This is a genomic window from Aquiflexum gelatinilyticum, from assembly GCF_024813435.1.
In the GTDB taxonomy this organism is placed as follows: domain Bacteria; phylum Bacteroidota; class Bacteroidia; order Cytophagales; family Cyclobacteriaceae; genus Cognataquiflexum; species Cognataquiflexum gelatinilyticum.
The window spans coordinates 256,183-282,590 of sequence record NZ_JANAEZ010000006.1 but is presented as its reverse complement, the minus strand read 5'-3'; the positions used below and the strand labels follow the sequence as shown (position 1 = coordinate 282,590).

Genomic DNA, 26,408 nt, shown 5'->3' with positions numbered 1-26,408 from the left:
TTGAAATTTGGTCCGATGGGTAACTCTCAAATTATTTTATTATGACAGAGCCAACGCTTACCAGGCAGCTTGGGTTGATGGGACTAGTGGCTACCGGAGTCTGTTCCATGCTTGGCGCGTCGATCAATGTTGTGCCTTTTATGATCCAGCGGCACATTCCGGGAATCGGGCCTTATGTATTACCTGCGTTTATATTCGCAGCAATTCCTGCACTATTGGCTGCATTTGCCTATAGTATTCTCGCTACAGCCATGCCCAGGGCCGGCGGAAGTTATGTCTATGCGAGCCGTGGACTTAATCCTTATTTGGGTTTTGTGGCGAGCTTTTCCCAATGGTTTGGACTCTCTATCGTCATCGGAGTGGTGGCTTATGTGACAGTTCCATTTTTGAGGGATATTGCTACAGCATTGGAATGGACTTCATTGGCAGCACTATTGGAAACCGGGCTTATCAGGGTGACATTAGCTTTGGTTTTGGTATGGCTTTTTGTTTATGTCAATATCCGAGGTGCAAGTCTTTATGAAAAGACGGTTATTCCACTGATGGTCTTGATGTTTGTGATGGGAGGAGTAGTAATCGTAGCAGGTTTTTCATTTACACAAATAGATTTTGCACAATCAATATTGAAAAAAGAAGGAAGAGATATCTCACCTTCATTTGGAGCAGACTTCCACTTGCCTACTTTCCTTTCAGCAGGGGCTTTGTTGTTTGCAAGTTTTATTGGATTTGACAGCATTGCACAGGCGGGAGGAGAGGCCAAGAATCCCACCAAAAGACTCCCGTTGGCGATTGCTTTGACCATTGTCATAGTAGGTGGTTATTATATGCTTTTCACCAGCGCTGTCTATCATGCTGTACCTTGGTCTTTTGTAGCCGAAGAAGCTTCGCAAAAAGAAATCACAGCACCGGGTTTGATGGGCTACTTGCTTCCATCAGGTTTAACAGTGGTGATTGTCGCCGGAGCGGCGATCGCATTGATCAATGACCTTCCCGCTATGCTGCTTTCAGTTTCGAGGCTGATGTTTGCCTGGGCAGAGGATGGTATCTTTCCCAAATATTTCACTAAAATCCACCCGCGATTCCACACACCGTATGCGGCAATAATTCTAAGCGGGGTCATGGCAAGCATAGGGATCTTGGGAAGCCATTTTGCGGGCGATTTCTTTTTGGGCATTGATATCATGGTGACCTCCATGATGGTGAATTTTCTCTTGATGTGCTTGACTTTATTGACTATTGACAAAGTAAATCCCACATTGGCTTCAGATATCAAAATCATAAAGAACAGAAAAACCCGGGCCGCATTGGGTTGGGCGGGGACATTGGTCTTGGTCTTTTTCCTTGCAATCCACACCTGGAAAGACCTCAGCAGCAATACAGAAGCCTGGTATTTCCATTCAACTCCGATTTGGCTGATTGTCATGGGGCTGGCTTCCCTGATATTCTTTTTTAAATTTAAGCAGCTAAAAAACAAAGGAATAGACACCAAATCTCTATTTGAAAAATTGCCTTGATATGAACAAAATGATTGATAAATATACCGAACTGGCGCCCGACCTGCGCATATCAAAAGTATTGACCGGACTTTGGCAGATCGCCGATATGGAAAAGGAGGGCAATATCCTTGACCCGAATGTCACCTCCCTTGCCATGGCGCCATATGTGGAAGCGGGGCTGACTACCTTTGACATGGCTGACCATTATGGTTCGGCAGAAATCATCGCGGGAACTTTCAAAAACACTCACCCCATCGGCAAAAAAGCTACGCTTTTGACCAAGTGGGTTCCCAAACCCGGCAAATCAAGCCTCGAAGAAACAAGGGCTGCAATCCAGGTTTCTCTTGACAGACTTCAAACAAAACGGATCGACCTGTTGCAGTTCCATGCCTGGAGTTACCCTGACCCAACCTGGCTGGACCAATTGTTTTGGCTGAAAGAATTGAAGGAAGAAGGATTGATCAAGCATATCGGGCTGACCAATTTTGATTCGGCCCACCTGCGGATAGCTTGCTCATCAGGCATTCCGATTGTGTCCAACCAAATTTGTTATTCTTTGATCGACCAAAGGGCTTCGGGAGAAATGGCAAAAGTATGTCAGGAATACGGGGTCAAAATCCTTGCTTTTGGAACCTTGGCAGGTGGATTCCTATCTGAAAAATGGTTGGGAAAAACGGAACCGCTTTTGGAAAATGAAGCGACTTGGTCCCAGATGAAATACAAAAGATTCATTGATGCGGCAGGAGGTTGGGCAAAATTCCAACATCTTTTAGAGACCGTTGCAGGAATAGCTGAAAAACACCAAGTTTCCATTGCCAATGTGGCCACCAAATTCATCCTCGAGCAGCCTCAGGTAGGTGGAGTCATCATCGGTGCCAGATTGGGACAAAGCGCCCATATAGAAGAAACGATGAAACTATTTTCCTTTTCGCTATCAGAAAAAGACAAAGCCACTATTCAAGAGGCACAATCGATATTGACTCCGATTCCCGGAGACTGTGGAGACGAGTATAGGAAACCACCATTTCTTACCGCTTCAGGCGACCTCAGCCACCATCTTGATTCTTTTCCAAAACCTTTTGAAGTTAAAGAAGGAGCAAATGGAAGTTTACAGGTATTCAGCGGGACAGTTTGGGAAGGAATGGCCGGTTACAGTCGTGCCACAAGAAGGGGAAACAGGATCTCTGTCTCCGGAACCACCGCAACCCATGGTCATCGGATGATCGGGGGAAAAGACGCTGGGGCACAGGCACATTTTGTCCTTGATAAAATCGAAGCGGCAATCACTTCACTTGGTGGAAAAATGGAAGATGTGATCCGCACCAGAATTTTTGTCAACAATATAAATGATTGGGAAGCTGTGGCCATGGCCCACGGACAGCGTTTTGCCGCCATTCAGCCCGCCAATACTTTGGTGGAAGCAAAATTGGTAGGAGAGGGGTATTTGGTAGAGATAGAGGCAGAAGCGGAAGTTGGTAGTTAGAAGGTTAAAAAGTTTTTAAAGTTTCAAGGTTGGTTTAAAGATCGGTGTTTTCTAAAATTGCCATTTTTTCGGGACCCTAACTTTTCTTAGTTAAAAATTACGTAGATTAGTTTTCAGTTCAGGCTTCATTTGAAAAGGTCGAATTCGCCGGTATTGGGACTTGCCTATGAAAAAAATTTACCTTCTCCTCCATATAGTTTCCCTGTTTCAGATTGCTTTCATAATTTTTCTTGTGCCAAAGCTAAGCTTTGGCCAAAATTTGCTAAACAGCAAACAGACAAGCCATTTTTCATACATATACAAAATAACTGACCTTGAAGCCGAAGTTATTTACACCTCCGGCGAAAAAGGAATCAAGGAATCATTTTTTCATACTTTGATTGATTCATTTCCTATGAGTGAAGAATATCAAGGTGATTTACCTGATGGTCATTATTTGAAAACTTTTGCTTTGAAAAACAGACAAAGGATTGAAATTACGTCAATACAACCTGTAAGAATTTTTATTATCAAAAACGATAGGGATCTAAACATCCAAGTTTATGGGCCGGACGAAAAAATCATCAAAAAGGCCGAAGTAAGTGCTGACGGGAAAAAACTAACCTTTGATCCCAAAACCGAATCTTACCAAGACAAAAAATCCAATAAAAGCGGGGTAGTTAAAGTTACATATGCAGGAAAAACGAGTTTCTTTTTTTTGGAAAAAAAACTGAATAATTCAACATTCAAAATCACCAAAAACAATATCCTCTACGGCACCCCAATCCGGTATGTCTGGATACCGGTAAGGTTTGTTCTTTTGATTCCGGTAGATGGATACAAGTCGATAAAAACCGGTTACGTCCAGGGTTCCATTTATAAGATTTCCGATTTTTTCCAAAGAGCTTACCATAGCACTGCTTGTATTTTTGATGATTACCATTGCGATTGGAGAGATTACAGTTCATATGAATCACATCTGAAAGGCTATATGGTTTTTGACAAGCCTAAATACAAACCGTTGGATACCTTAAATATGAAGAGCTATTTGGTCAACAAAAGAGGCAAACCATATACCAATGAAGTAGAGTTAGAGCTGTATCAGGGTTCAGAAAAAAAATATTCCACAACGGTTCAACCGTTTCGGGAAGGAGCTTTTTCGTACAGTTTACACCTTCATGATTCCCTTAAACTCAAGCTTGACCAGTATGCACAAATTCGCCTGCTTGACAAAAATAAGGATGAATTGATGTCAAGAAATTTAGAGATAGAAGAATATGAATTAAAGCGGAACAGTTTGGAAATCAGCTTATCCTCAGACATACATGTCAGGGGAAAGGAGCAAATTTTAACGCTATCTGCAAAAGACGAAAATGGACTAAGGATTAAAGATGGAAGGGTACAAATTTGGGTTTTCCCCCACCATCCCAAAATCTTTCACGACAGCATTGTCTTTTTACCGGATACATTACAGTTTATTGAAAGGGAACTCTTGACAAATAGCCCAACAGAGATAGCTATTCCCGATTCCATTTTCCCTATGTCAGATTTGGACTATGCTATCAAGACAGTATTGTTAAATGCTGAAAATGAGCGTTTGGAGGAAAATATTTCAGGGTTTTTCAAGGCTTTTGACGAACCATTTTCCATGATGTTGGAAAATGATTCGCTATCTGTCAAATACAATAATCCGAAAGAATCATCTGAAAAAATCCTTCTCTTTGGAAGAGATTATTTCGGAAACAAAGAATTGGTGGAAAGCATATTACCCCCATTTAGAATTCCTTTTAACACATTAATTTCAGAATATATTGTTGAATGTTCAGGTAAAGATCAGGTGTTTTCAGTTGCAGAGGAAAGCGCAAAAGTTTCTGTGGTAATTTCCCGCAACCCTGAGGAGCTAACCTTTGCCATACAAAACCCCCGCAAAGTTCCTGTCACATATTTTTTATACTATGGCAATAATTTGGTCCAATCAGGTCAACAACCAAGTCAAGCAGTTCGAATGCGAAACAAGGGCGAAAAGAATTACTTTCTGTCACTGAATTACCTATGGGCAGGAGAAATACAATACCAAACCTATCAAATTCCTTTGCAGAAATACAGGCTGCAAATAAATTCTCAAGAGCCTGTATTAATTTATCCAGGCGAGGAAACTGAAATCCAAATAGAAGTAAAAGATTATAAAAACCGCCCTGTGGAAGGGGTAGACCTGACTGCATTTGGATTGACCAAAAAATTCAATTTCGAAGCACCTTCCTTGCCTTCACTTGGAAAAAGTCCCAAAGGAAAGAAACTGATCAACAACTTTACCATTACCAACACCAAGCCTGACTTGATTGAGAGGCCTCTAAACTACCCTGCATGGAAGATACTGGCTTCCTTGGATTCAATCTCTTATTTTCAGTTTATTTACCCCGAATCCAAACTGTATAGATTCGAACATCCTACTGAGAGTGGCTTGACGCAGTTTTCTCCATTCATACTTAAAAATGGGAATTTTGAGCCAGTTTCGGTTATTTATGTAGACAAGGTTCCGGTTTATTTCTATTGGAATACTATTCAGCAACCTTATTCTTTCCTCATTGATCCAGGGTATAGACAACTGAAATTCCGATTGGAAGATCAGATCATAACTTTAGACAGTGTTTATTTTGAGGCCAATAAGCGGACGATTATTTCCATTGATCCTTCCCTTTATAAGGGTAAAATGAATGTTGAAGAAGCTGAACTGGAATTTTCTCAAACGGAGAAAAACCACCTTTACAATTACATCTTTCCCTACAGAAACCCCTTTATCAGAGGCTTTTCTTATTTGAAGACAGACAAAAATGTGATCAACCTGGGTTTGGGTAATGGCCCAAATTCAAAAAAGACCTATTTGGCAGGTCCTGTCTATGGTTTTTTGGATTTCAAATTAATCAACGGATTCACGACAGGCTTTCACCACGAACCTTATTATGAATATGACTTTAGGGAAGGCTTGCTCAAAATGAGATCTCTGAATGAATATATCCTACCCACCCAATCCTCCAGGGTATCTATATCGAATCCATTAGGAGAACAGGTAATGACTGAGGAAAAATTGTTTGAACTTTGGCAGTCACACCTGGAAAAGTTAAGGATAGAAAAAGCACAATATATTAACCCCAATAATACAACTAAAGGGAGAGGGAGATTAGAATTGGGATTTGATAAACAATTACCCATGGAAAGCCTTCCGATCAACGTTTTGATTTTCAATCAAAGCAATTTGAATGACATCAGGATTTATCCGGGAAGCGCAAAGGTTTTTCACGACTTAAAACCCGGAAAATATGAAGTCTTTTTACTTTTTAAAGGATCTTCCTATTCCAAGATTGATTCGATCGAGGTCCTGAAGGATGGATTGAACTTCGTAAAAGTCCCGTTTCCTATTTCTTCGAAAAAGGATGCTTTCAGTCAAAAACTCGTGCAATTGATAGAAAAGAATCTTTTCAATGATAGCCCTTCAGATTTACTTTTTGAACAAAGAGAATTAGTGGGATTCCAAAGGACCTATTTGGAAAATAATAAATATTCTGGACCTGGGATTTTGGTTTCAGGGTATATAGTAGATGAAACAGGATTTGGATTACCCGGAGCTACGGTCATTGTCGAAGGATTGGCCCATGGGGCGAGCACTAATTTGGATGGCTATTATGAATTGGTCGTGCCATATGGCTATTCGGAGTTGGTGGTTTCATTTGTTGGGTATAAGTCTACCAACTTCAGGATTAGCCAAGGAATACCTGACAGAATTCAAATGGAACCTGATGTCAGGGCACTTTCAGAGGTAATTGTGACCGGATATGGAGTGATGCAAACCAAAAGAACTTTATCTTATGCTACGACAGTAGTCGATGCTGAATTTGATTTTGAAGAAGTGGAAGGAATGCTTCAAGGCAGAGTTGCGGGAGTAGCTATCCAAGATGCAGGAAAAGGAGTCAATCTTCAGATAAGGGGAATGTCTTCTGTAAACTTTCAAGAAAAGCCCCTGATATTGATTGATGGGAAAGTTTTTCTTGGAGAATTGAATTTATTGGATTTAACCCAAGCGAAAAAGGTTGAAAGTCTTCTCGGGGAAGAGGCTTTTAAACGGTTTGGTGAAAAGGGTAAGAATGGTGCTATCCTGATATATTTCCAAGAAGAAAAAATCAATGATCAAACTCAAGATGAGGGATTGGATTGGGAAAATGCCGGAGGCGGGAAAATCCGGAATAATTTTTCGGATGTTGCATTTTGGCAACCTGATTTGATTACAGATGAGGAGGGAAAAGCAAGTTTCAAAGTCAAATTCCCCGATGATATCACAGCTTGGCAAACACATGTGCTTGCAATGAACGGGAAGAAGCAAAATGGCAAAAACCAAGGTTTGATAAGGTCTTACATGCCAGTGGTGGCTCAATTATTTATTCCTAGATTTTTGATAACCAATGATACAGCAAGAATTCTCGGAAAATCACTGAATTATATGGGAGATTCTTTGGAGGTAGAAACAGGGTTTGAAATCAACGGTAACCCAACCTTGCCAAAGCGGACTGGAATCCTTACGGATATCCGGGTAGACAGTCTCACTTTGGTCTCAAAAGATTCTCTCAAAATCCAATACCAATTACAGACCAAGAAAGGGTTCAAGGACGGAGAAATCCGAGAAATTCCTGTCTTTCCTCAGGGCATGTCCCAAACCAAAGGTCATTTTGGCATCTTGGAAGCAGATACTGTTTTCACTTTGATAACGGATACCTCAGCGATGGCTTCCAAATTAACATTTTGGTCAGACCTTTCTGGGATTTATGAAGAAGAATTGGCATTTATCCACTCCTATCGCTATTTATGCAATGAGCAAATGGCATCCAAAGTCAAAGCACTTTTGCTTCAAAGAGACCTTGACTTTTGGAAAAGCAAGCCATTTGAGCAAGAAAAAGTCCTTCGTAAACTGATAACATCACTCCAAAGAAACCAACAGTCAAATGGAATGTGGGGTTGGTGGAATGATTCCGGGGAAAGTCTTTGGATCACCCTTCATGTGGTGGAGGCATTGGGGATGGCTCAAGAAAAAGGGTTTGAAGCAGGATTTTCCAAACCTGCTTTGGAAGAAGTACTACTTCGGTATTGGGACAAGGAAAAAGATTTTGAAACCAAATCAAAAATCATTCATGCTTTTATTTCTTTAAGAAGTCAAGTGGGCTTCACGAGGCTGATGGAAGATTTGGAAAAAACCAAAAAAGAAACTGTTTCACATGATTTGGGTCTGCTGTGGATTAAATCCAGGCTCAATCAGGAGATTTCAATAAATGAATTGGATAAATACCAAAGGAATTCCATTTTAGGGAACACTTATTATGGTTCAGGTTTGGAAGAATCCAATTGGCAAAACGGGGACATTGCCTTAAGTCTTTTGGCATACAAAATCCTTAAAAACAATCAAGATACACCAGATTCAGTACTCAGAAGTATCCGTAATTATCTTTTTGAGAAAAGGGAAAAAGGAAACTGGATCAATACCTACCTTTCGTCTAGAGTTTTGGAAACGTTAATTCCTGAAATGGTTAAGGAATCTAAATTTGCCGGAAACCAATCGGTCATGGTAAAGGGAGATATCGATGCAAGTATTTCCAAATTTCCATTTATCGAAGAATTCAACGCCACACAGCCTTTGATAATAAGAAAAACAGGAAACCTCCCTTTGTATTACTCTTATTCTGAAAATTTCTGGAATCCAAACCCTGATCCTAAAAAAGGGGCTTTCGAAATCACTACCCGATTTGAGGAAAATAATGGGAACTTGCTCAAAGCAGGTACTGAAGTGGCATTGATGGTGGAGGTCAGGGTAAAGGAAGATGCTTCTTTTGTAATGATCAACGTTCCTATCCCCGGCGGTTGTAGCTATGGTAAAAAATCCAACCGCAGCAATTGGGAGACCCACCGGGAATACTTCTTGGAGGAAACAGCAATTTTCTGCGAAAATTTGCCAAAAGGGAACCATACCTTCAGAATATCCTTAGAACCTAGATTTACCGGAACGTACACCCTCAACCCAGCCAAAATAGAAATGATGTACTTTCCTACTATCAATGCCAATGAAGGTCTAAAGAAAGTAAGGATAGAAGATTAATTCGAATCCGAAGAAATGGGAATAGATTGTTCTGAGTCATGTTCTTTTTTCCGGCCTTTATTAAAAACCTTGTAACTTATACCCCATATCAAAATATGATATCATGAAGAAATTATGCTTTTCCGTTCTTTTCGTTCTTTTCAACTCAGTCCGTGTATTTTCCCAAGAAACTGAAAAAACTGCTCCAATTCCCGATCCATTGGTTTTTGAGACTTCCCATCAAGGGACTTTTCATGGGAAGTCCATCAGCTACAAAGCCATATCAGGAGAGACATTTCTGAAAAACAATGATGGTGAACCGGTGGCTGCGCTTTGGTCCACTTCCTATATCAAACCTGAAACCGATTCAGGGAAGCGGCCCGTCACCTTTATTTTCAACGGAGGGCCCGGTTCAGCGTCTGTCTGGCTGCATATGGGAGTCTTTGGTCCCAAAATAGTCAAGGTGGATTCTGAGGCAAAAACTGATGATGGGGCGGCTCCTTTTGACTTGGTCAATAATGAATTGGCTTTGTTGGATATCACAGACTTGGTGTTTATTGATCCTGTGGGGACAGGGTTTAGTAAGGTAATTGGCAAAGGCAAGGTAGAAGATTTTTGGGGATTGACGGAAGATGCCAAGTCTATAGCGCAGTTTATCCGCCTTTGGATCACCAAGCATCAAAGATGGCAATCCCCAAAATACATTGCAGGGGAAAGTTATGGTACCACTAGGGCTTCTGCTGTCACGGCGGCTTTGGAGAGTGGTGGTCAGGCTGTGGCTTTGAATGGTCTGATCTTGATATCACAGGCATTGGATTATCAGGGTTCAACTTCAATGCATGACAATATCGCCTCCTATTTCACCTATTTTCCCACTATGGCTGCCACTGCTTGGTACCATGGCAAAGCCGGTCAGGGTAAAAAAATGGAAGATTTTGTAGCGGAAGCAAGGGCATTTGCCTATAATGAATATTTGCCGGCATTGTACAAAGGCAACCAATCTACAGTCGAGGAGAAAGAAAAAATTGCTCAAAGAATATCCTACTTTTTGGGACTGGAAAAAGAATATATTCTTCTATCTGACAACAGAATCCTCACTGGTAGATTCAAGAAAGAATTGCTTAGAAAAGATGGGAAAACCATAGGGACTTTAGATGGCAGATATCTTGGGGAAGAAGGCGACCAAACTGCAGCCTCACCGACCTTGGGCGATCCTTCTAGCTATGCCATTGATGCGGCTTACACTGCTGCCCTGCAGGATTATTTCGCCAAAACATTGCAAATCAAAGTGGACCGGCCATACCTGACCTCCAACGGCAGTATTGGTGGCAAATGGAATTGGAGGCCCGTTCCTGAGGGTTCTTATTGGGAACCTTCCTATGTCAATGTCGCCCGAAGTCTCGGCGAATCCATGCGCCGCAATAAAGACCTAAAAGTCATGGTGGCCAATGGATATTATGACCTGATCACACCTTTTTTGGATGCAGAATACACCTTTGCACGACATGATATCCCAATGGAAAGGGTGCAGCTATTTTATTACGAAGGAGGCCACATGATGTACAACCACCTAACGGATTTTGAAAAATTGGTGAAAGATATCAGGGGATTTATCCAGAAATAATAAAGGAATACACAAACACTACTTTGATGAACGATCAAGATATTCAAAACATTCCCGAGTCTTATTTTGCCATAGATGAAGCCACCAAAGTACTTGGTTTCACAATGCCATCAGACATGCTTACCTGTTCGCTGTTGAGGACCTTGGCTGCGTCCAAGCCTTCGGGTAGATTTTTGGAATTGGGAACCGGAACCGGGCTTTCCACTTCATGGATCTTAAACGGAATGGATAAAAGCAGCACTTTGATTTCAATCGACAATGATAAATCGGTTTTGAATATTGCCAAAACACATTTGGGAAAAGACTCCCGTTTGTCACTTGTCCTTTCCGATGGGGAAGATTGGATTCTTACAAATATAAATAAGCGCTTTGATTACATTTTTGCCGATACCTGGCATGGTAAATATTTGCTCTTAGAAGAAGTCCTTGACATGCTTAATCCAGGAGGACTATATATTGTAGATGACATGTTGCCACAACCCAATTGGCCTGAAGGCCATGCCGAAAAAGCCATCGAATTTGTCAAAAAGCTTGACCAAAGAACAGACTTGAAGCTGACGAAATTGGATTGGGCGACAGGAATTATCATCGGTGTGAAAATTAAGTGAAGGAGAGAAATTACCCAACTTTCCTGTTTTTTTATTTACATACGAAACCATTTCTCTTTTTTTCGCATTTACACACCTGACAGTTTCAATCAAAAATAACCTTTATGGAAAAGCCGGATTTCAATATCACCGAAGTCAATAAAATCATCCGTGGACGTAGGTCCATGTTTTTTGCCCAATTCAAAGAAAATGATCCTGTAGATGACGCCGTCATCGAGGAAATACTGGAAAATGCCACTTGGGCGCCTTCACACAAATTGACAGAACCGTGGAGTTTCATCGTATTTGCAGGAGATGGAAGACAGAAGTTTGCTGATTACCAATCTGAGTTGTACAAAGAAAGAACAACCAAAAACGGGACTTTCAACGAAGCTGCCTACATGAGGTTCAAAGAAAATCCTTTAAAAGCATCTCATATCATCGCCATAAAAATGAAACATGATCCCAAAGCAGGTCTTCCTGTGATGGAAGAAATAGCAGCTGTAGCCATGGCTGTCCAAAACATGTACCTTTCGGCCTCTGCCCATGGTTTGGCAGCGTTTTGGGGGACGGGAGGGCCTACATTTTGGCCTGAAGCGAAGCCTTGGTTTGGCTTGGAAGAAGAGGACATGCTGATGGGATTTTTCTATATCGCAAAACCTGCAACTGAAAATTGGCCAGTCGGAAAAAGAAAGCCTGCTGCTGAAAAAACTGATTGGGTAAGGTAAATAAAGAGAGTAAAAAGTAAAAGGTAAAAAGTAAGAAGTCAAAATCGAAAACCTCTTACCTTTTACCTCTTACCTAATTTCACATTAAAATGATTACATGCCTCTATATTGTGGAGGCTCAATACCATTGGCACGGATATAAGAAATCGCAGCTCCCCTGTGGTGGGTGGTGTGGTCATCAATCAAACCGATAACCTGACGCCTTGAACCTTTTCCGCCGAATATGTCCACGACTTCTGCCAGTTGAGCCTCGCTCAAGTTTGCAACTGTCGCTCTGGTGTAGGCATAACAGTTTTCTACAAATGTTTTCAATTCAGCTTTTGTGGCTGGTTTGGCGTCAGCAGCAAAACTTGGCGCAGCACCATTCAAAAACCTTGAACTGATCATCACCATAGCTCCTGATAGGTGGGTAACCTGCTCTTTAAAACTCATTGCTCCTGCATCTGGTTTATAATCTAAAAGGTTGTCAGGCATTTTGTCCACAACTTCCAGCGTAAACGCTTTGCTGTTATCCCATTTGGCTACAAATTCTGAAATTGTAGTCTGTGCGTTGGCAATAGCTGTAGTACATACCAATGCAAATACGACCATTGCGATTTTTGAAATTAGTTTTTTGGCTTTCATAAAAATTGGATTTTGATGTTTTTCTATAAATATCCGTTATCCAATACTCAAATCAAACCATTTTGATAAATTTGGGCCATGATGAAAAGGAATTATATATCGTTGATTTTACTTTTTATACTCCTCAGTTGTAGTTCTGATTACCTTCCGAAGCCCAAAGGGTATAACCGTTTGGACCTTCCTGAAAGGGAATTTATTGCTTTGAAAAATGATGTACCCTATTCGTTTGAGCATTCTGTGCATGCCATTGTGGAACCGGATTCTTTTAACCTAGCCGAAAAATCCTGGATCAACCTGAATTATGAATCTTTGGGAGGAAAAGTCCACCTTACTTATCTGGCTTTGAATACAGATGGAAAAGACATCAAAACAGTGGTAAATGATGCCATCAACCTCACTGCCAAGCATCAGATCAAAGCTTATGGGATTGAAGAATCCATGATGCTGACACCAAAAGGATATACCGGTGTTGTAGCCGAACTTTCTGGAGAAGTCCCTACACAATTCCAGTTTTTTGTAACCGATTCGACCAAGAATTTTTTGAGGGGAGCTTTGTATTTCAATACGGCTATGAAAAATGATTCGCTTGCTCCTGCCATTGAATACATCAAAGTGGACATGATCCATTTGATCAATACACTTGAATTCAAAAAATAAAGCCATCCAATTTTTAACTGGATGGCTATTTAATGTTTAAAGAAGCGGGTTAGAAAGTAAGTTTTTTCCAGCTTTTGATAATGACGGCTCCTCCTATGATAGCAACAATAGTCGCAATGATAGCAGGCATTACATTTCCATAAATCCAGAATCCTACTGCAAATAAGGCTGCATAAACCATCACCGAGCCGATTAGCATCAACCCGATCTCCATAGGCAATTGTCCCTGTTCCTGCTTTTCATTCGGATACCTATCCAAGAGTTTTTTCCATCCAAAGGAAGCCGGTCGAACTTTTCGGTAAAAGGACAGTAAGATTTCATCATTTTCAGGTTTGGTAAATAAAGTGACCAATACCCAACCTACAGTGGTAATTCCCACCCCATAAAGTAATTTGAGGTAAGCTTGGTTTTCAGGGATCAAAATCCATCCTACTTTTGGATTGATCACCTCAAAGAATATTGCCACAATAAATGAAATCAACATGGCGAAAATCTCTGTGTAGGCATTGATCCTCCACCAAAACCAACGAAGAATAAAAATCAGTCCTGTACCTGCTCCGATCTGAAGCAGGATATTGAATGCTTCCAAAGCATTGGAAAGTGCCAAAGCAAGGACTGCTGCAAAAACCATCAACAGTACGGTAGAAATCCTTCCAACCATCACAAGTTCTTTGTCAGTAGCTGTTGGTTTCAAAAACCTGAGATAAAAATCATTCACAACATAAGAAGATCCCCAATTGAGGTGTGTCGAAAGTGTGGACATCACTGCAGCAATCAAAGATGCCAGGACAATTCCTATCAATCCTGTCGGCAGGAAAGTCAACATGGCTGAATAAGCCAAGTCATCCCCCAATTTGTCAGCAGGAATATTTGGAAAAGCCACACCCAAATCAGTAATCTGGGGGAAAATAATCAGTGATGCAAGTGCAACAATAATCCACGGCCAAGGCCTCATGGCATAGTGGGCAATATTGAAAAACAATGTTGCGCCGATAGCATTCTTTTCATCCTTTGCGGAAAGCATCCTTTGGGCGATATAGCCACCACCACCGGGTTCTGCCCCAGGGTACCATGTAGCCCACCACTGAATGGCGAGTGGCATGATCAGCAATGGAATAATGAGGTTCCAGTCATTGAAATCCGGTAGGAAATTAAGTTTTTCAGATACATTTGGATGAGTGAGCAAATTATTCAAAGAACCGATTTCGGGCATATCCAAAATGTAAAACGCTGCCCCGATAGATCCTGCCATGGCAATAAAAAACTGAAAGAAATCAGTAAGCAAGACACCTTTCAATCCACCTAAAGAACTATAAATGACTGTCACTACTGAAGCGAGAAGCAAAGTCTCGGTTGGACTTAATCCCAACATCACACCGCCGATTTTGATCGCAGCTAATGAAACCGTAGCCATGATGACCACATTGAAGAAGACACCCAAATACAAAGCTCGGAAAGCCCTTAAAAAAGCTGCAGGCTTGCCACTATACCGCATTTCATAAAATTCGAGGTCTGTTGTGAGCTCAGACCGTCTCCAAAGTTTGGCATATACAAAGACCGTTAGCATCCCTGTCAGTAAGAATGCCCACCAAACCCAGTTGCCTGAAACCCCTTGTTTTCTTACAATGTCAGTCACCAGATTGGGTGTGTCTGCTGAGAAGGTTGTGGCTACCATCGATACGCCTAGAAGCCACCAAGGCATATTTCTTCCCGAAAGGAAAAATTCCTTTGCGGATGCACCGGCTGTCCTTGAGGCAAATACACCTATCAACATAGAGATGATAAAAAAGGCCGCAATGATAGCCCAGTCAATGAAGGATATATTCATAATGATTTGGGTTGAATTGATTGAAATTAAGCTGAGTTTATTGATTTTTTTAATTTACTACTCTAAACTTCTTTAATAAATTTTACTAATGTAAATAATATCTCAATAATTGCAAAAGGTAGGATTTTCAATGTTAAAAAAAAGGGATTGAATACAATTACAATCGAAACCCTTCTCTTTGAAAAATAAAGGAAAATCAAATGTTGAATGCACATTAAGAATCTACTGCTGAAATGATTCCAAAAACTTACTTTTGCAACTGAACTTGATTTTAAGATATGGCCTCTTTTTCTTGGTTACCAACTCTCAATAAAAAATACGGTTTGGATATCCAACCTTCCCAAATCCGCCCATTTGGGGATGGCCATATCCACCAGACTTTCTTGATTGAGACAAAAAATGAAAAGCTCATCCTCCAACAGTTCAACAACCATGTCTTCAAATTTCCTGAAAGGATTTCTCATAATCACTCTTTGCTGATAGACCAAATTGACAGTAAGGACCTATCTTATATTTTACCTTTGCCGATCCCAAATTTAGCAGGCGAATTATTTACTTTCATTGATGAGGCTTACTTTAGGATTTCTCCATTTGTATCAGGCAAATGCGTCAATGAGATCGAAAATCCACATCTTGCCTATCTTGCTGCAAAGGCATTCGCCCAGTTTATAAAAGCAGGAATCCACATTCCGGCATCAGAGTTTCAGGAAGCCATTCCGGGATTTCATGACCTGGAACTCCGATACAACCAATTGTTAGAGGCATTGAAAAATACCAAAAGAATCTTGAGCGGAGAATTAAAAGAACTGGTCGAATTCTATTTAGGACAAAAAGACTTGGTCGATCAATACCTGGTTTGGAAGGAGAAATTGCCTTTGAGATTGACCCATAGTGACACCAAAATCAATAACCTGATTTTTGCGGATGACTTTTCCAAAGTAAATGCAGTTATTGACCTTGATACCTTAATGGCGGGATATGTCTTTTATGATTTTGGTGATTTGGTACGTACAGTAGCTTGTACGGAAGGCGAAAGTTCGAAGGATTGGGAAAAAATCAAAGTCGAAAACGCCAAATACAATGCCCTATTGGAAGGATTCTTGGAAGTGGGCAATGGAGTATTTACAGAAGAGGAAATCAATTCCCTTCCATTTGGAGGACTGATGATGACCTGCATTATGGGATTTAGGTTTCTGGCTGATTACCTGAATGGAAATATCTATTACACCATTCACTATGAAGAACAAAACCTCCACCGGGCTAAAAATCAGATGTGTTTGTTGAATGGATTGAGGGGACTCGTAAAATAATTGTCTAAAATTTTACCCAAAATGTAGAGGGTAGGAAATTTAAACTTTTAAAGTATACACAATTAAACCTACCCTTAGGTTAGTAATCACCTTCTCCCAAACTCCGCTTTTGCCTCTTCTAAGAAAGTGACAAAGTTCAGGATATTGGTGTCATAGGCCTTGGGTTTTACGAGCAATTCCTCATTATGGTCCAAGATCACATAATAGGGCTGGGCATTGTTGTTGAACTTCGTGATCTGGAAATCTGCGTTCTGCTTGCCGATGGTTTTTTTCTCCTTTCCATCATAATCAGACACATACCATTCGGCTTCCGGAAGTTCATACCTCTCGTCGATATACAAAGCCACCATCACAAAATCCTCTTTCAGCCTTTGCAAAACCTGCGGATCGGACCACACGAGGGCTTCCATTTCCCGACAGTTGACACAGCCGTGGCCTGTAAAATCTATAAACAAGGGTTTTCCCTGCTTCTGTGCGGCGGCTAAAGCCTGTTTGTAATCAAAATACCCTTGGATGCCATGAGGGAAATGCAGGAAATCGGCATATTTAGGAATTTCTCCCAATTGATTGTCTGTAGTGACCACACCTGCCCTACTTTCCATCACATTGAAGTCATGGGTTGCCATGGGAGGAAGGTAGCCACTCAGGGCTTTCAACGGAGCTCCCCAAAGTCCTGGAATCAAATAGACCACAAATACGAAAGTAACTATTGCCAGCATTAACCTTGGAACACCGATAAAGTCCATCGGTGAATCGTGCTTGGTTCTGATTTTTCCCAAAAGGTATAATCCCAAAAAGAAGAAAATCACAATCCAAATTGCGATATAAATGTCCCGGTCGAGCAATCCCCAATGGTAAACCTGATCAGCAACGGAAAGGAATTTGAAGGCCAGAGCCAATTCCAAAAATCCCAATACCACCTTTACGGAATTCAGCCAACCACCGGATTTAGGCAGGGAATTGAGCCATTCAGGGAATACTGCAAACAAGGTAAAGGGGATAGCGAATGCGAGCGAAAATGCAAACATCCCCGCTATCGGGGTAATGAAGTCCCCGCCTGCAGCTTTGATCAAAATAGAACCGACAATCGGCCCTGTGCAAGAAAACGATACCAATACCAAGGTAAATGCCATAAAGAAAATCCCTGCCATTCCGCCTTTGTCCGCTTTGGCATCGATCTTATTCACAAAACTGCTCGGCAAGGTAATCTCAAACATGCCCAAGAAAGCAAAGGCAAAGAAGATGAAAATCAAGAAGAAGAAAATATTTGGAAGCCAATGGGTTGAAAGCCAATTGGCAAACTCAGGACCCTGAATCGCTGCTACTGCCGTTCCAGCAATAGTGTAAATCGCGATAATTGACAATCCATAAATCCCGGCATTCCGGATTCCTGAAATCCTAGACTTGGATCTTCCTGTAAAGAAAGTCACCGTCATCGGAATCATCGGAAACACACAGGGTGTCAGCAACGCCGCCAAACCTGCCAAAAAAGCCACAAACATAAAACCCAACAATCCACCCTTACTACCTTCGTCTTCAAGGTCCACAAAAGACCTTTCTTGGCTTCCGTCTGAGACTTCCGCTTTTTCCTGAACAGGTTCAATGGCTAAAGCCGAAGAATCATCCTCGGATTTTTCAAGATTGGAGTTGTCAACGGGAGATTCAGTAGGAGTTGGTGTTAAATTGGCTGATCCCTGCGCATTGGCTTTGATTGTAAAATCTTCCTCATAAAGGATACATTGCCCGGTCACATCCGAGCACATTTGGTATTCAACCGTTCCCTTGATTTCTACACTTGGATCAGTGATTGATACTTTCTGCCGAAACTCTGCTGCAATTGAAAAATAGGTAATGTCTGCCTCCCAAACTTCATCAAATTTCTTCTTCGGATTGATCGGTTTCAGCTTTTCGGTAGCCGAAATCCCCTTTGATCCCTCCAAGCTTAGGCTGGTCAGTACCGGGCCAGCATTCTCATCAAAATCATTGGAATAGATATACCAATTTCTGGGAATTGATGCTTTCAACACAATTTCTGCTTCACCGCCGACTTTGAGGTCTGTATTGGCAAGTTGGATATTCCACTTTGGTGGTGACACCACTTGGCCAAAAGAGGTTAGGCTTATCAGAAATAAGAAGAAAAAAAGCAGTGAAGGTTTGAAGTATTTTGACATTGCGGTGTGATGTAGGCGAATCTGATTGATAAAGGTGGTTTTCAGCAAAATAGTTCAGACAAATAAGACACTATTCCCACAAAGGCACTAAGACACAAATTGTATATTGCTTTGTGTCTCCGTGTCTTTGTGGGGGACTTTTATTTGGTGGCTTGCTCTTTGAAATGTTTGAAAAACAAAGCAATCGTCTCTATTCCCATAAAATAATTCTTGAGTCCATAATGCTCATTGGGAGAATGCAATGCATCTGTATCCAAGCCGAATCCCAACAATATCGGATCAAGACCCATTACTTTTTGAAATAAGGCACAAATGGGGATGGAACCTCCCTCTCTTGTCGGGATGGCTTTTTTGCCAAAGGCTTCCATGATAGCACCTTCAGCTGCCCTGTAGCCCGGAGAATCTGTTGGCACTACTGCTGCTGCCCCACCGTGATGGGAGATGACTTTTACTTTAACAGATGCCGGAGCAATGGATTTGAAATGGTTTTCAAACAATTGGGCGATTTCCTTATGGTCTTGGTCAGGAACAAGCCGCATGGAGATTTTTGCAAATGCTTTGGAAGGAAGTACCGTCTTCGCACCTTCTCCGGTATACCCCCCCCAAATGCCGTTGACATCTAAAGTCGGACGGATTCCGACCCGTTCGATGGTGGTATATCCTTTTTCGCCTGAAACTTCCGCGATATCGAGCTTCTTTTTATAATCCTCCAGGTCAAATGGCGCTTTGTTCAATTCCTCCCGATAAGCAGCGGAATATTCCTCCACTTTGTCATAAAATCCAGGTATGGTCACATGATTGTTTTCATCGTGTAGTGAAGCAATCATTTTGCAAAGCGTATTTATCGGATTGGCAACAGCACCTCCAAAAGTCCCCGAATGAAGATCTTTGTTTGGACCTGTTACCTCCACCTGCATGTAAGCCAATCCCCTCAAACCTACAGTCACAGATGGATCCTCCATAGAAATCATGTGTGTATCCGACACAATGACCACGTCAGCTTTGAGTTTTTCGAGATTTTCTTTGACAAAAATATCCAGGTTCTCAGAACCTACCTCCTCTTCACCTTCGATCATGAATTTGATATTGCAGGGCAAAGCATTGTTGGCCATCATGGCTTCAAAAGCCTTTACATGCATGTAAAACTGACCTTTGTCATCTGCTGATCCCCGGGCAAAAATAGCCCCATCAGGATGTCTTTCGGTCTTCTTGATGACAGGTTCAAAAGGCGGCGAATCCCACAATTCATAAGGATCGGCAGGCTGCACGTCATAATGGCCATATACCAATACCGTCGGTAAAGCAGGATCAATGATCTTTTCGCCATAGACAATCGGATAACCGGCGGTCTGACAGATTTCAGCTTTGTCTGCACCGGCTTTGATCAGACTTTCTTTGACAAAGTCAGCGGCTGCAAAAACATCGTTTTTAAATTTGGGATCGGCGCTCACAGATGGGATGCGCAAAAGGTCTAAAAGTTCGTTCAGGAACCTATCCTGATTTTCTTGGATATACTGTTTAACTGACATATTTGGGGTTTTTAGGTCCCGCAAAGACGCAAAGTGGGAAAGCAATTTAATTTGTCGCCATTCATTTTTGCTTTTTTTCGAGGCAATGGAATGGTGCTTTCTTATGTTACAATCCTCTGCAGGAACCGTATTTTGAGTGGGGCAAAATTACGTTTTAAATAAGGAATTGCCTATTTTACCAAAAACTTTTATCTATGAAAGCCATCCTTTGTACCCATCACGGACTTCCGGAAACTTTGACCTATACTGATATCGATGATCCAGTTTTGGAAGAAAAAGAAGTTCTCATCCGAGTCAAAGCCTGTGCGGTCAATTTTCCTGATGTTTTGCTGATTCAGGACAAATACCAGTTTAAGCCTACACTGCCATTCTCACCCGGTGGGGAGGTTTCGGGTGTAATCGAAAAAACAGGATCGGGGGTCAAACACCTCAAAGAAGGGCAAAGGGTGTTGGCACTTTGTGGTTGGGGTGGTTTTGCCGAAAAAGTAAAAGTTGGAGCAGACCGTGTTTTCCCTATTCCACCCCAAATGGATTACATGACAGCAGCTTCTACCCTTTACACTTTTGGTACGGCCTATCATGCATTGAAGGACCGGGCAAAAATCCAACCCGGAGAAACGCTTTTGGTACTTGGCGCTTCCGGAGGGGTGGGTTTGGCAGCTGTTGAACTTGGAAAAACAATGGGGGCAACTGTAATCGCAGCGGCTTCAACTTCTGAGAAATTGGCTGTTTGCAAAGAAAAAGGAGCTCACCACCTGATCAATTACGAAAGCGAGGACCTAAAGGAAAGAATCAAAACACTCACTGATGGCAAAGGAGTGGATGTAATTTTGGATGTCGTGGGCGGTAAATACGCTGAACCAGCTTTGCGGGGAATGGCTTGGAAAGGCAGATATCTCGTGGTCGGGTTTGCAGCCGGAGATATTCCCAAATTACCTTTCAACTTGGCTTTGCTCAAAGGTTGTGATATAATGGGGGTTTTTTGGGGAAGATTTTCAACCGAAGAACCAAAACAAAACCAACAAAATATCATGGACTTGGTTGGAATGATCCAATCGGGAAAAATCAACCAACATATTTACAAAGTATATTCGTTGGAAGAGTCACCACAGGCATTGCGGGATATGATGGACAGAAAGGTGATGGGGAAGGCGATGGTGGTTGTTGAAGAGGCAAAAGAGGAAAGCAAAGAAGCGAGAGAATATGGTATCAAGTATCAAGACGCAAGTATCAAGTCGATCGAGAATGAATCTTCCGAAGAGGGCGAACGAGTGTATAGAAGTGTGGAGGATTTGAAAAAGCAGGTTGGCAAATCATTAGGGACCAGCAGTTGGACTGTTGTATCCCAAGATGTGATCCAGAAATTTGGTGATGTCACAGGAGATTTACAGTGGGTTCACGTGGATGTAGAAAAAGCCAAAGCTTTGATTCCGGGTGGAAAAAACTTTGCACACGGCTATCTGACACTTTCCCTAGTCCCAAAAATGATATATGGGATTTTACCTCTTGAAGGCGTTCAGATGGCACTGAATTACGGGGTAAACAAAGTCAGATTTCCTGCACCTGTTTACTCGGGAGATAAGATCAGACTTTCAGCCAAACTGTCCAACCTGGAAGAAAATCCGGATGGCAGCACCAAATTGTTTATCGAAGCAACTATCGTCTCCAACAATTCGGAAAAACCTGTTTGTGTGGCTGAATTGATTACCTTGTTGAGGTTTTGAATTTCAATCCCTGAATTGTATGCAATGATTTTCTTCGAATCTGAAATAAACCAAAAATGAAAAAGACCCTCTTGCTGTTTGTGGCATTTATTTCCACGATTACAGTTTTTGCCCAAGAAAAACCCTGGATGCTAGGTCCTTTTCTCCGCTCTGAAAATCCCCAACCTATCATTTCTCCCACAAATCAGACCTCTTTTCAGGATCCGATGTCGGGAAGATCGGTCAAATGGGAATCCATGGCTACTTTCAATCCTGCAGCCATACTCAAAGATGGAAAAATCCACATCCTCTACCGCGCGGAAGAAAAACTCGGCGAAAAGGAAATCGGAGGCCACACCTCAAGGTTGGGCTTGGCAGTATCTGAAGATGGGGAAACCTACATCAGGCAGTCTGAGCCTATTTTTTTTCCTACCAATGACAACCAAAAGGAATTTGAATGGACCGGGGGCACAGAAGACCCGAGGATCGTGCAGACCGAGGATGGGTTATTTGTATTGACTTATACACAGTGGAACAGGGAATTTCCACGCTTGGCAGTGGCGACGTCCAAAGACCTGAAGGCATGGGAAAAACACGGGCCGATTTTCAAGGAATTCAAAGATGGCAAATACCACAACCGTGAAACCAAATCAGGTGCCATCGTCACTGAACTCAAAGATGGCAAACTCGTAGCTACCAAAATCCACGGTAAATATTGGATGTACTTTGGTGTGCCACATATCTGGTTAGCGAGCTCGGAGGATTTGGTTCATTGGGAACCTATTGAAGGATCTGATGGAAATATAGCCCCTGTACTGAGTCCGAGATTGGGATATTTTGACTCATGGTTGGTAGAAGCCGGACCGCCACCGGTGCTGACCAAAGACGGCATCGTCGTACTCTATAATGCCGGCAACCAAAAAGACATCGGTGTCAAAGAATTAGGGAACAGGGTATATACTGCGGGACAGGCCTTGTTTGATAAAGATGAACCATGGAAATTGCACGACCGCACAGATGAACCCTTTCTCAAACCTGAATTGCCTTTCGAAAAATCAGGGCAGTATGTGGACGGAACCACATTTGTGGAGGGCTTAGTATATTTTAAGAATCAGTGGTTTCTCTATTATGGCACTGCGGATTCGATGGTGGGAGTGGTGATTTCCCCCTACGATTGAAGTTTTTAAATTTTCCAGCATCAACTCATATTGTGGGCACTGTAGGATTTGACCATCCCCATGAATTTTTCTTTATACATAGTAGCAGCAGGAAACAGCATTTTCATTTCTCTTTCAGATAAAAGTCTGATTTCGTCCAAATATTGTTGGGCATCTTTTGGATCCCATTTACTTCCTCTACTCAGCTTTGTATTGGTCAATAAAAAGTATGTCAGGTTCTTTGGTAAATACTGGACAAAAGGTAGGGCATAATGCGCTTCCATAAAAAAATGCCTGTTTGGCGTCTGTACAAAATATTTCTTTCCGACGCGAATCGCTTCTTTTGCCATTTTCTGTTGATTTTCCCAAGTGTAGAGATGTTCAATTACCGAATTGGAAAAAACAAGGTCAAAGCTTCCGTTTGCAAACTGAGATAAATCGGTGGCATTTCCGGCCATGCTGCTCAATCCCTTGATTTGTACCTTTTCGGCGCTTAGGTTAAGCATCACGACTTCGACCTTACCCGAATGCAACAAGGCTTGATCTTTCCAAAAGTGTTCCATCCCTCCAATATCCAAAATTCTGACGGGAAAATTTTTCTCAAAATTTTTCTCGATTAGATTTTCAAAGTATTGGAAACGCTGTTTTCTGAATTTATTTCCTAAAGAATTGGGATTATCAGAAGAAGCCAATAAGGCTTTAAAATCCATCATATTAGAATATCAATCTGCTTCTTGGGCAAAGCTATTTATTTTAACAAATTAATTACACCAAAAGTAAGAGGTCAATGATATTCTTTTTTACTTTTGCCAATAATTTCAATGATTTGCAAACACTTTCATCAAAATCCGGAACTATTGAAACCATTTTAGTTAAAACCTCCGTATTTAAATGAAAGATTATTGATTTTTATGAAAAAACGCTTTTATAAATATTTTCCCTGGCTTTTTGTTCTGGGAGACATATTGACAGTTTCATTCTCATTTTTTATTTCCAACAAGGTATTTCAACCTTTTGAAGAATTTAAAGGATTAGATTTTCCTACTTTCCCTGCCTTTATCATGATCTGGATGGTGATTACCATCCTCAAAGAAGACTTCAAAATCGGCAGAACAAATGAAGCGGATCAGACTTTCAAAAAACTTATAGGTTCGCTAGCCTGGTTTTTGGTGATCATTTCGATGATCTGGATGCCATTTCATGACAACTCCCTCAGACTGCTTTCCTTCCTTTCCCTTGCTGCCAGCCTTTTGGTATTCTTGGGAATTTATAGAGTTGGGGTTCATCTTATTTTGAGAAAATACAGGGAAACAGGCCATAACTATAGAAGGGCCGTTATTTTGGGCATGGGTGGCACAAGTGACCAACTAGCGCAAGTGTTCAAGTTGAGAAGGGATTTTGGGATCAAGTTTTTGGGATACTATGATGACAAAGATGTGTCCGGCCAAACCCGGGGAAATATCAAAAAGTTTTTTGAAGAGGCTGTCGACCTGAATATTGACCAAATTTATATCAGCGAGCACCTTGAAGAAAAAAAAGTAAAAAAGGTGATCAATTTTGCTGACGAACATTACATCAAGGTCAAGGTAATTCCGGGAGGATCACTTCAATTGGAAAAGAACCTTTCTTTCTCCAAATATGGCGATTTCTTCGTCATCAATGTCAACGAAATCCCATTGGACAATGCCTTCAATAGGGTATTTAAAAGGGCTTTTGACATCGTTTTCTCGGCTTTTGTATTGGTCTTTATACTCAGTTGGCTTATCCCTTTGGTGGGCTTGTTGATTAAGTTGGAATCCAAAGGGCCGGTTTTCTTCATTCAAGAAAGAAACGGGGAAAACAACAAAGTATTTATGTGTCTGAAATTCAGGTCCATGACGCCGAATGACTATGCTGATACCCATCAGGCTGTCAAAAATGATCCAAGGATTACAAGAATCGGCTCTTTTCTGAGAATGACATCCTTGGACGAAATGCCTCAGTTTATCAATGTGCTTCTTGGCGACATGTCCATCGTTGGGCCCAGACCGCATACCATTCCGATGAATCAGGTATTCAAAACCCAGATTGAAAAATACAATAGCAGACATAAAATCAAACCCGGAATCACTGGACTTGCACAGGTAAAAGGATATCGTGGCGAAATTGAAAATCCATATCAGATCAGATCCAGAGTAAAGCTCGATTATTTTTATATTCAAAATTGGTCGATTCTCCTAGACCTCAAAATCTGTATCCTGACAGTTTATGAATTGGTCGTAAACAGAGAAAATGCCTACTAGACAAATATCTTTTCCTGAATTTTTTGAATTCAGGTCTACAATCAAAAAACCCAAGCCTTGACAGCTTGGGTTAATTTTTTATTGGCTTGAAATGAAATTTTGCTGAGGTTAAATTCTGAACAACGCATCAAAAAAGCCCATTGTTTCTCCCTTGATCTTGAATATCAGCATTGGAATCTCATTGTTGACCTGCACCAGCTTTTCGGCAACACTCCCGAGCAATACCGCCGCAGAGGCTGTCCTTCCCCTGCTTCCCATTAAAATCAAATCTATTCCTTGGTCTTTGGCCTTTTCTATAATTAGATGGCCCGGCTCTCCTTTATTGGACAATACAAAGAGACAATCAAATTCGGGATGATGGTGTTTTTTGATAAATTTATCATAATCCTTTTTGGCATTTTCCTCCATGATTTCGGCAAACTCTTCAAAAGATTTGCCTGTCTTGTGGTAGCCTGTCGGCACTTCAAAAAGATGCAGGGCATAAATTTTGGCATCAAATTCCTCTGCAGCTTTTTGGGCAAAATTAATGGTCATGTTGGTGTGTTCCGAAAAATCCATGGGAATCATGATCTTTTTTGGAATTTTCATTTCGACCCTTTCAGGTAAGAACAAAACAGAACATGGGGCCTTTTGGGCCATGGTTTTGGCAAGTGAACCGCTTCCCTTAAGCGTGACTTTCCTTCCCATTATAATGAGGTCTACATCTTTGAGTTTTGCCCATCTGAGGAATGTTGTCATAGGACTCCCTTCTTCAGCAAATACCTCTATCTCTACATTTTCGGGGAAATTGTTTTGTTTGATGATTGTAGTGATTTCCGCTTCAATAGCCTCATCAGCAGGTGCCACCAAATCGGGGAATTTTTCCCTTATTTCATCAGGTAAGGCTAGGTTTTTGGAAACATGAATGAAATAAAGTTTTTTGATCCCTAATATTCCAGACAAGACCGCCATTTTGGAAATCAAAATATCGTCCATTTCCGTAAGGTCCATTCCGACCATCGCCTTTTCAAAATTCTCCATTGTTTTGCAGCTTTTTATCCGTTCAATTTACAATTTTAAAATTTTCTTTGGAAAAATCCCTTGTACAATTTATCCCATTCCCCGATTTAATCTGATTCTCCTTTTCTAAATGATT

General features: G+C 41.3%; 17 protein-coding genes. 11 read left to right on the top strand and 6 right to left on the bottom strand.

Annotated elements, in window-relative coordinates; translation table 11 throughout:
* Window positions 1-41: 41 nt before the first annotated feature.
* From NK987_RS14925 to NK987_RS14900, 6 genes are all read left to right on the top strand, one after another.
* A complete protein-coding gene (locus NK987_RS14925; protein WP_259264493.1) occupies window positions 42-1,514 on the top strand; it encodes an APC family permease in 1,473 nt (490 codons plus the stop codon).
* A gap of 1 nt (window position 1,515) precedes the next feature.
* Window positions 1,516-2,979 (top strand): aldo/keto reductase, encoded by a 1,464-nt coding sequence (locus tag NK987_RS14920; RefSeq protein ID WP_259264492.1) that lies wholly within the window; start codon window positions 1,516-1,518, stop codon window positions 2,977-2,979.
* Between the two features lie 166 nt (window positions 2,980-3,145).
* Complete coding sequence (locus NK987_RS14915; protein ID WP_259264491.1) at window positions 3,146-9,094, top strand: carboxypeptidase-like regulatory domain-containing protein; 5,949 nt, start codon at window positions 3,146-3,148, stop codon at window positions 9,092-9,094.
* Between the two features lie 103 nt (window positions 9,095-9,197).
* Window positions 9,198-10,697 carry a S10 family peptidase gene (locus NK987_RS14910; protein WP_259264490.1) on the top strand — a complete coding sequence of 500 codons (1,500 nt, stop codon included), beginning with the start codon at window positions 9,198-9,200 and terminating at the stop codon, window positions 10,695-10,697.
* A gap of 26 nt (window positions 10,698-10,723) precedes the next feature.
* Window positions 10,724-11,305 carry an O-methyltransferase gene (locus NK987_RS14905; RefSeq protein WP_259264489.1) on the top strand — a complete coding sequence of 194 codons (582 nt, stop codon included), beginning with the start codon at window positions 10,724-10,726 and terminating at the stop codon, window positions 11,303-11,305.
* Between the two features lie 104 nt (window positions 11,306-11,409).
* A complete protein-coding gene (locus tag NK987_RS14900; RefSeq protein WP_258424078.1) occupies window positions 11,410-12,012 on the top strand; it encodes a nitroreductase family protein in 603 nt (200 codons plus the stop codon).
* 93 nt (window positions 12,013-12,105) lie between these two features.
* On the opposite strand, the gene NK987_RS14895 is transcribed toward NK987_RS14900, so the two are convergent.
* A complete protein-coding gene (locus NK987_RS14895) occupies window positions 12,106-12,636 on the bottom strand; it encodes a DinB family protein (protein WP_259264488.1) in 531 nt (176 codons plus the stop codon).
* 78 nt (window positions 12,637-12,714) lie between these two features.
* Here NK987_RS14895 and gldD point away from each other — a divergent pair, with 78 nt between their 5' ends.
* Entirely contained in the window at window positions 12,715-13,293 is a 579-nt protein-coding gene (gene gldD / locus NK987_RS14890) for a gliding motility lipoprotein GldD (protein WP_259264487.1), read from the top strand.
* 49 nt (window positions 13,294-13,342) lie between these two features.
* Here the strand turns inward: gldD and NK987_RS14885 are convergent, their stop codons facing one another.
* Window positions 13,343-15,121 carry a sodium:solute symporter family protein gene (locus tag NK987_RS14885; RefSeq protein ID WP_259264486.1) on the bottom strand — a complete coding sequence of 593 codons (1,779 nt, stop codon included), beginning with the start codon at window positions 15,119-15,121 and terminating at the stop codon, window positions 13,343-13,345.
* A gap of 278 nt (window positions 15,122-15,399) precedes the next feature.
* Here NK987_RS14885 and NK987_RS14880 point away from each other — a divergent pair, with 278 nt between their 5' ends.
* The gene (locus NK987_RS14880; protein ID WP_259264485.1) at window positions 15,400-16,431 is read left to right on the top strand and encodes a phosphotransferase enzyme family protein; all 1,032 of its coding nucleotides are present in this window, start codon (window positions 15,400-15,402) and stop codon (window positions 16,429-16,431) included.
* Between the two features lie 86 nt (window positions 16,432-16,517).
* On the opposite strand, the gene NK987_RS14875 is transcribed toward NK987_RS14880, so the two are convergent.
* Both NK987_RS14875 and NK987_RS14870 read right to left on the bottom strand, forming a co-directional pair.
* On the bottom strand, window positions 16,518-18,602 hold the full coding sequence (locus NK987_RS14875) for a protein-disulfide reductase DsbD family protein (protein ID WP_259264484.1): 2,085 nt from the start codon (window positions 18,600-18,602) through the stop codon (window positions 16,518-16,520).
* Window positions 18,603-18,742: 140 nt separating this feature from the next.
* Window positions 18,743-20,131, bottom strand: coding sequence for a dipeptidase (locus NK987_RS14870; RefSeq protein WP_259264483.1), 1,389 nt, complete (start codon window positions 20,129-20,131; stop codon window positions 18,743-18,745).
* 194 nt (window positions 20,132-20,325) lie between these two features.
* On the opposite strand from NK987_RS14870, the gene NK987_RS14865 reads away from it, so the two are divergent.
* Together NK987_RS14865 and NK987_RS14860 are read left to right on the top strand one after the other, a co-directional pair.
* The gene (locus tag NK987_RS14865) at window positions 20,326-21,855 is read left to right on the top strand and encodes a zinc-binding dehydrogenase (RefSeq protein ID WP_259264482.1); all 1,530 of its coding nucleotides are present in this window, start codon (window positions 20,326-20,328) and stop codon (window positions 21,853-21,855) included.
* Between the two features lie 56 nt (window positions 21,856-21,911).
* The gene (locus tag NK987_RS14860) at window positions 21,912-23,012 is read left to right on the top strand and encodes a glycoside hydrolase family 130 protein (RefSeq protein ID WP_259264481.1); all 1,101 of its coding nucleotides are present in this window, start codon (window positions 21,912-21,914) and stop codon (window positions 23,010-23,012) included.
* A gap of 20 nt (window positions 23,013-23,032) precedes the next feature.
* Here the strand turns inward: NK987_RS14860 and NK987_RS14855 are convergent, their stop codons facing one another.
* Complete coding sequence (locus NK987_RS14855) at window positions 23,033-23,704, bottom strand: methyltransferase domain-containing protein (RefSeq protein WP_258424087.1); 672 nt, start codon at window positions 23,702-23,704, stop codon at window positions 23,033-23,035.
* Window positions 23,705-23,902: 198 nt separating this feature from the next.
* Here NK987_RS14855 and NK987_RS14850 point away from each other — a divergent pair, with 198 nt between their 5' ends.
* A complete protein-coding gene (locus NK987_RS14850) occupies window positions 23,903-25,273 on the top strand; it encodes an exopolysaccharide biosynthesis polyprenyl glycosylphosphotransferase (protein ID WP_258424088.1) in 1,371 nt (456 codons plus the stop codon).
* 108 nt (window positions 25,274-25,381) lie between these two features.
* Here NK987_RS14850 and NK987_RS14845 read toward each other — a convergent pair whose 3' ends face one another.
* Window positions 25,382-26,293, bottom strand: coding sequence for a universal stress protein (locus NK987_RS14845; RefSeq protein ID WP_258424089.1), 912 nt, complete (start codon window positions 26,291-26,293; stop codon window positions 25,382-25,384).
* Window positions 26,294-26,408 lie beyond the last annotated feature (115 nt).

Coding starts and splice junctions, on each gene's coding strand:
- NK987_RS14925 (WP_259264493.1), top strand. CDS start 42: ATGACAGAGCCAACGCTTACCAGGCAGCTTGGGTTGATGGGACTAGTG.
- NK987_RS14920 (WP_259264492.1), top strand. CDS start 1,516: ATGAACAAAATGATTGATAAATATACCGAACTGGCGCCCGACCTGCGC.
- NK987_RS14915 (WP_259264491.1), top strand. CDS start 3,146: ATGAAAAAAATTTACCTTCTCCTCCATATAGTTTCCCTGTTTCAGATT.
- NK987_RS14910 (WP_259264490.1), top strand. CDS start 9,198: ATGAAGAAATTATGCTTTTCCGTTCTTTTCGTTCTTTTCAACTCAGTC.
- NK987_RS14905 (WP_259264489.1), top strand. CDS start 10,724: ATGAACGATCAAGATATTCAAAACATTCCCGAGTCTTATTTTGCCATA.
- NK987_RS14900 (WP_258424078.1), top strand. CDS start 11,410: ATGGAAAAGCCGGATTTCAATATCACCGAAGTCAATAAAATCATCCGT.
- NK987_RS14895 (WP_259264488.1), bottom strand. CDS start 12,636: ATGAAAGCCAAAAAACTAATTTCAAAAATCGCAATGGTCGTATTTGCA.
- gldD (WP_259264487.1), top strand. CDS start 12,715: ATGATGAAAAGGAATTATATATCGTTGATTTTACTTTTTATACTCCTC.
- NK987_RS14885 (WP_259264486.1), bottom strand. CDS start 15,121: ATGAATATATCCTTCATTGACTGGGCTATCATTGCGGCCTTTTTTATC.
- NK987_RS14880 (WP_259264485.1), top strand. CDS start 15,400: ATGGCCTCTTTTTCTTGGTTACCAACTCTCAATAAAAAATACGGTTTG.
- NK987_RS14875 (WP_259264484.1), bottom strand. CDS start 18,602: ATGTCAAAATACTTCAAACCTTCACTGCTTTTTTTCTTCTTATTTCTG.
- NK987_RS14870 (WP_259264483.1), bottom strand. CDS start 20,131: ATGTCAGTTAAACAGTATATCCAAGAAAATCAGGATAGGTTCCTGAAC.
- NK987_RS14865 (WP_259264482.1), top strand. CDS start 20,326: ATGAAAGCCATCCTTTGTACCCATCACGGACTTCCGGAAACTTTGACC.
- NK987_RS14860 (WP_259264481.1), top strand. CDS start 21,912: ATGAAAAAGACCCTCTTGCTGTTTGTGGCATTTATTTCCACGATTACA.
- NK987_RS14855 (WP_258424087.1), bottom strand. CDS start 23,704: ATGATGGATTTTAAAGCCTTATTGGCTTCTTCTGATAATCCCAATTCT.
- NK987_RS14850 (WP_258424088.1), top strand. CDS start 23,903: ATGAAAAAACGCTTTTATAAATATTTTCCCTGGCTTTTTGTTCTGGGA.
- NK987_RS14845 (WP_258424089.1), bottom strand. CDS start 26,293: ATGGAGAATTTTGAAAAGGCGATGGTCGGAATGGACCTTACGGAAATG.